General features: G+C 71.6%; 5 protein-coding genes. 2 read left to right on the top strand and 3 right to left on the bottom strand.

All coding sequences use genetic code 11. The annotated features are described in order from the left end of the window. Window positions 1–53: 53 nt before the first annotated feature. The 3 genes from G6R25_RS20970 to G6R25_RS20965 all read right to left on the bottom strand — a co-directional run bounded on the left by G6R25_RS20970 (window position 54) and on the right by G6R25_RS20965 (window position 2,732). Complete coding sequence (locus G6R25_RS20970) at window positions 54–1,316, bottom strand: DUF4139 domain-containing protein (protein ID WP_235949303.1); 1,263 nt, start codon at window positions 1,314–1,316, stop codon at window positions 54–56. 92 nt (window positions 1,317–1,408) lie between these two features. After that, complete coding sequence (locus G6R25_RS28120; RefSeq protein WP_235949302.1) at window positions 1,409–1,750, bottom strand: DUF4140 domain-containing protein; 342 nt, start codon at window positions 1,748–1,750, stop codon at window positions 1,409–1,411. Window positions 1,751–2,018: 268 nt separating this feature from the next. Continuing rightward, window positions 2,019–2,732 carry a PhzF family phenazine biosynthesis protein gene (locus tag G6R25_RS20965; protein WP_163554290.1) on the bottom strand — a complete coding sequence of 238 codons (714 nt, stop codon included), beginning with the start codon at window positions 2,730–2,732 and terminating at the stop codon, window positions 2,019–2,021. A gap of 336 nt (window positions 2,733–3,068) precedes the next feature. On the opposite strand from G6R25_RS20965, the gene corA reads away from it, so the two are divergent. Then, window positions 3,069–4,367, top strand: coding sequence for a magnesium/cobalt transporter CorA (gene corA, locus G6R25_RS20960; RefSeq protein ID WP_163554289.1), 1,299 nt, complete (start codon window positions 3,069–3,071; stop codon window positions 4,365–4,367). A 401-nt stretch (window positions 4,368–4,768) separates the two neighbouring features. Further along, a complete protein-coding gene (locus tag G6R25_RS20955; RefSeq protein WP_163554288.1) occupies window positions 4,769–5,203 on the top strand; it encodes a hypothetical protein in 435 nt (144 codons plus the stop codon). The last annotated feature ends 104 nt before the right edge of the window (window positions 5,204–5,307 follow it).

Genomic DNA, 5,307 nt, shown 5'->3' with positions numbered 1-5,307 from the left:
CAGCCTGGTTGGGCGATTCAGCCTGGTTGGGCGATTCAGCCTGGTTGAGCGATTCAGTCCCGCCAGCCAGTGAGCTCCGTTCCGCGAGGATGCTCCAGCCGGAACGAGAACTCCACCCGCCCGGTCGCGCCCGGACCGAGCTCGAGCGTCCACGACAGCAGGCCGACGTCGGTCCGCTCGTCCGGTTCGGGGCGCGCCTGGAAGTCCCGCACAGTGACGCTTTCGTGCCGGGAGACCGGGATCTGGTCGCGCACCACCGCCCGAATCGGCCGAGGTGTGTGATTGGTCACCTCGACGCGGTAGGCGGCCTCGACCCGTCGGTTGCTCCCGCCCACGCGGCGGCCCGTCGCACGGCGAACCAGCTCACGCTCGACCCGCACCCGGTGGTCGACGCCGAGATGCAGCTCGACCTCGGCCCCTGGCGGCACCATGCCGATCGTGCCGCTGCCGGCGAAGTCCCCGCCATGGAAGATCGAGACCTTGCCGGGCAGCAGGGTGTGCGGGGAGGTGTTGGTGACGGTGGCCCGCAGGTAGGCGTCGGGCAAGGTCCTGGGGACGGTCAGATGATCGAGGGCGGCATCGAACTCGATCACCGCGACGGTGACACGGTGCCGGCCTCCGTCGGCCGGGACAGCGGCCCGGCGGGGCGGGCGATACGTCGCCGCCCCAGCAAAGTCGATCTCCGGCTCGCCGGCGCGGGCCACCTTCACGCCCTTTGCCTTCGCCCGACCCCGGCCCAGCGGCATCGCCCCCGCGGTTGCCATCACCGCCGGGGCCGCGGCCGGCAGCGGGGGCGGAGGCGGTTGGCGCAGGTCCACGAACTGAGGGATGAGCTCGGGCAGCTCCGCGTGCGCGGCCGGGCGGGCCGTCGAGAGCACGAGATCGGCCGTGGCCGGCCAATCCTCGCCGCTGCGCTGGGCGATCAGCGCGAACCAGGTCAGCGTGACCCGCTCCCCGTCGAGGCGAGCGTCGTAGCCGGCCCGCCAGCCCGCGGTCGGAACCAGGTACGACACCTCCAGCTCGACCTCGATGCCCTCCGCGGCGGCGGTGTCGGCGCCCGGGCCGGCGTCCGGGCCGGCCTCGCCATCGGTGTCGGCAACGATGGCGTCCGCATCCGCGGTGGCGTCCGCGTCGAGGTCGACGACGACGGTGCGGGTGTCCGGGGTGCGGGGGGCCCTGCCGAGCCTCGATCGTCCGGTCCAGGGCCGCGATGTGCCGTTCGAGCTCGGCTCGGCGCTCGGCGAGAGCGCGGCGGCGGGCGTAGACCTCGCCGATCCGAGCCGCGAGCAGGTCCTCGGCGGCGGCCAACCCCTCACCGGCACCTGTGGTCGAGGCCCAGGATCGAGCCAGCGCGGCGGCCCCGGTGCGCGCGGCGACGTCGAGGAAGCCGCGCCGCGCCTGCTCGGCGTCATCCTTGTCGGCGACCGCGGACAGCTCGGCTACCAGCGCGCCGACGCGCGGCGAGGTCGGCGCCGGCGGTGTCCGCGGGCGCCGGGTGCGTTCGGGCGACCACGTCGACCCCGAGCACCCGGGCCGGGCCCCGGCCACCGACGCGGACCGAATCGGGTGCGAGCTCCCACGGCAGGCCGTCCAACTCGACCCGAACGCCGGCCACCGCGGGCCCGTCCCCCGCGGGAACGGGCAGCCGGACCAGGCCGCGTCGGATGATTCGAGCACCCCGGGGGTGAACGACGATTCCGGTGATTGGCGCGTCGAGTCGCACGGGCTGGGACAGGTCATCGGGCACCATGGCAGATCAGCCTAAACGAGTGATCCGAATCGCTCTTTTGACCCTAGATGGTCGTTAGCCGACCCGGCCGCCGCCGCCCGCCTGCCCGGCCGCCCGCTCGGTTTCCGGCCAGATTGCGGCCAGATCGTGCCGAGGCATAGTTCCGCGGATAAGCGATCGCAGGAAGATTCGAAGGATGCGGCGGTCGGAGCAGCGCGCCGAGGCTGCGACCATCTCGGTGCGTCGAGGACCAGCCCGCGGCGGCGCGGGAGGGATCGTGATCCGGGTCTCAGCCGGCGAGGAACTCGTCGAGATCGGACACGACCCGCGTCTCGTCCTCGACCACGAGGCCGCCGACGTCGGCGAACCCCGGCGGACCGGGCTGCGCGAGCACGATCGAACCGGCGCCGTGCCGGACCGTCAGCCGCCGTCCGAGCGCGGCGACCAGCCGCATGGAAGCCGAGCCGCAGGCCTCGTCCTCCGCGACCCCGTGACGCGCACCGAAGGCGCGAGCCCGGACGGTTCCGGCGGGCTCGTCCGACCAGGCCCAGACCTGCATCAGGTCGTCGGCAGCCGGGCGGGGCAGCTCGATCGCGTCGACCTCGGCCGCGTCCGCGAGCTGGCGGTGCGCCCAGAGGGGAACGGCGGCCAGCGCGCCGCGAATCCACACCCGGCCGTCCTCCTGCCAGCTCACGGCGTCGCCGCCCGCTGCCCGCAGGGTCTCCGGATGCCCGCCGAGTAGCCGGCCTAGCAGCCAGGCCGCGCCTACCAAGGCGTCGCCGGCGGTCGGCAGCTGCCGGTCGGGGGTGTAGACGGCCAGGTCCGCCTGCTCCGAGTCGTCGACGAAGACCGTGGCCGGGGTGCCGAGGTGGTGCGCGGTCAGGGCGCGATCCCGCGGATCCGCAAGCAGCTTCCCGGCGTCGAGGATGACCGCGAGCAGGCTCCCTCCCGCGCCGGTCTCATCGGCGAACACCCGCAGCACGCGTACCTCGAGCTCGCTCACCTGATCCTCATCCTCCCGTAGGTTTGTCCGGCGGGGCCGTCGAAGCCCGTCCGGTCCCGGCGTGCGCGGTCCCACGCTGGCACAGTCCCCGCGCAGCCGCGTCCTCGCCGGACCGCGGCTCACGTCATGACTCCCGAGTCCGACTTGTCACCATGGAGGGGCGGACCCGCGGCGCGCGGGCCTCCCGACGCACCGCGGGAACGCTCGACGACCACGAACTCGACGACCACCAGCGTGGGCAGCAGCCACGAGGTGAGCGGCGGGCACATGAGCGCCCGAGAACATGAGCACCCGGGAACGTGAGCAACTGGCAACGTGGACGACGGAAAAGAGGCAATGGTGCGAGACGACGCGGCGAGCGTGGAGCCGATGCGCCCGGGATCAGGCGGCCACCCGGAATCAGGCGGCGGTGGGACGGCCGGGGCGGCTCCGACCGGCGGGGGGCGATCCGACCGACTGGGCGCGCCCGGCCAGGTCGGCGCCGAGCATCCGGTGCTCGACGCCCTGGGACAGGCGTCGGCGAACGCGCACCGGATCGCCGGCGCGCTGAGCCGGCCGGTGTCGTTGGTCCGGGTCGGTCGCAAGCGCCGCCGGGCACGGCGGGTGGAGCTGCCGGCGTCGCCCGACGGCCGGGTGATGGCCTGCGGGGTCTACAGCCACGGTCGGTGCGTGACGATGGACGTCGATCATTCCAACGCGCTACGGCTGGCGCGGACCGAGCGCGAGGGCTTCGCCTGGCTGGGCCTGTTCGAGCCCAGTTACGAGCAGCTCGCCGCCATCGCCGAGGAGTACGGGCTGGACAAGCTGGCCGTGGAGGACGCGGTCACCGGCGGTCAGCGGCCCAAACTCGAGCAGTATGAGAACCACCTGTTCGTGGTCCTCAAGACCACTAGCTATGTGGCTCACACCGAGGTGACCGGCACCTCAGAGGTGGTCACCACCGGCGAGATCATGATTTTCCTCGGCGAGGACTTCGTGGTGACGGTGCGGCACGGCCAGCATGGCGAGATGACCAGGCTGCGGGGCCGGCTCGAGGCCGCCCCGGAGATGCTCCGGCACGGGCCGACCTCGGTGCTGCATGCCATCTGCGACAGCGTCGTCGACAACTACCTCGACACGGTCGAGCGGATCCAGGTCGACGTCGATCAGATCGAGGCGGGCGTGTTCCGGCGCGACCAGACCCCGTCGACGGAGAGCTCCTACCAGATGAAGCGCGAGCTGCTGGAGCTCAAGCACGCCGTCCAGCCGCTGGCCGGCCCGCTGCGCACGCTCACCACGGACAGCCCGCGGCTGGTCGACGCGGGGATGCGACGGTACTTCCGGGACGTCGCCGACCACCTGGAGCAGGTCAGCGAGCGCATCGAACACTTCGACGAGCTGCTGTCGTCGGTGCTGCAGGCCACCCTGACGCAGGTGACGATCGCGCAGAACGAGGACATGCGGCGGATCAGCGCCTGGGTGGCGATCGCGGCCGTTCCCACCGCCCTCGCCGGAATCTATGGAATGAACTTCGAGCACATGCCCGAGCTGCGCCAGACCTGGGGCTATCCGGCGGTTCTCGCCGTGATGGCGACGGCGTGCCTGTTTCTGTACCGGGCGTTCAAACGCAACGGCTGGCTCTTGCGCCGTCGGTGACTCTTCTTTCCCTCGACGCCAGCCCTGCGGTCACTCAACGTCACAGAGGTTACGGAGCTAGCCGGCACCGCCCGGTCATCCCGTCCTGGCATGCGGATGACCCGAACGGGGTTGGCTGGTGGTCCCCACCCCACCGGGGCCGATCCGTTGGGCCCCAGGGGGACCCGAATCGGGCGAAAAGACCGACAAACAACACATCGCGTGCTATGCACTCGAAAGCCTGTCAAGGCTAGCCGGTCTATAGCTCGTTTTCGCTATCAGTTGACTGCCATGACGTATCCGTACGATGGGTTACACCCGGCCTTCCCCGTCGGTTACCGTAACCAACCGTGTCGGAGCAACCGGGTCTCGTGCCCACCGCTCGGAGCGGTTCCCCGATCCCCCACCCGTCGGGGGAGTACATGCCCTCGTCTGACCCCAAGCGGCGAGAGACCACGATCCTGCCCGAGCGGGGCGACCTGATCGCCGGACTCGCCGGGCGGCTCGAGGCCCTCGACGCGCTGCTGAACCGGCTTGAGGACGCCGAGCGCCAGGCCGCCGACGCCAGCGAGCACCTCATCCGGACCCAGCGCTGGCAGGAGGACACGGTCCGCACCATCGAGCACCTCATCCGGACCCAGCGCTGGCAGGAGGACACGGTCCGCACCATCCAGGAGGAACGGGCCCGCATGCGCCAGCGCCAGCACGCGCTGGACGAGCTCGCCGACCACGCCCGCGCTGCCGTGGCCGCCCTGGCCAACCACCGCTCCGTGCCCCGTGAGGTCCATGAGCTCGCCGTCGAGCTTCAGGTGCTCGACGCAGCCGGGTTTCTGACTCGGCGCGGCCGGACCCGATGAAGCCGTGTCCTAACGGGGATGCCCCCGCCTCACCCGTTCAACTACTTGATGTGACCATCCGATGCTCGACCGGAACGACCGGAACGACCGGAACGACCGGAACG

The organism is Candidatus Frankia alpina (assembly GCF_902806485.1).
Taxonomy (GTDB): Bacteria; Actinomycetota; Actinomycetes; order Frankiales; family Frankiaceae; genus Frankia; species Frankia alpina.
Note: the sequence above shows the minus strand (reverse complement) of the source record. Positions and strands in the feature narration are given on the sequence as shown.

What these genes read in the sequence shown, in the direction of transcription:
- G6R25_RS28120 (WP_235949302.1), bottom strand. Translation starts at nt 1,750, where the DNA reads ATGGTGCCCGATGACCTGTCCCAGCCCGTGCGACTCGACGCGCCAATC.
- corA (WP_163554289.1), top strand. Translation starts at nt 3,069, where the DNA reads ATGGTGCGAGACGACGCGGCGAGCGTGGAGCCGATGCGCCCGGGATCA.
- G6R25_RS20955 (WP_163554288.1), top strand. Translation starts at nt 4,769, where the DNA reads ATGCCCTCGTCTGACCCCAAGCGGCGAGAGACCACGATCCTGCCCGAG.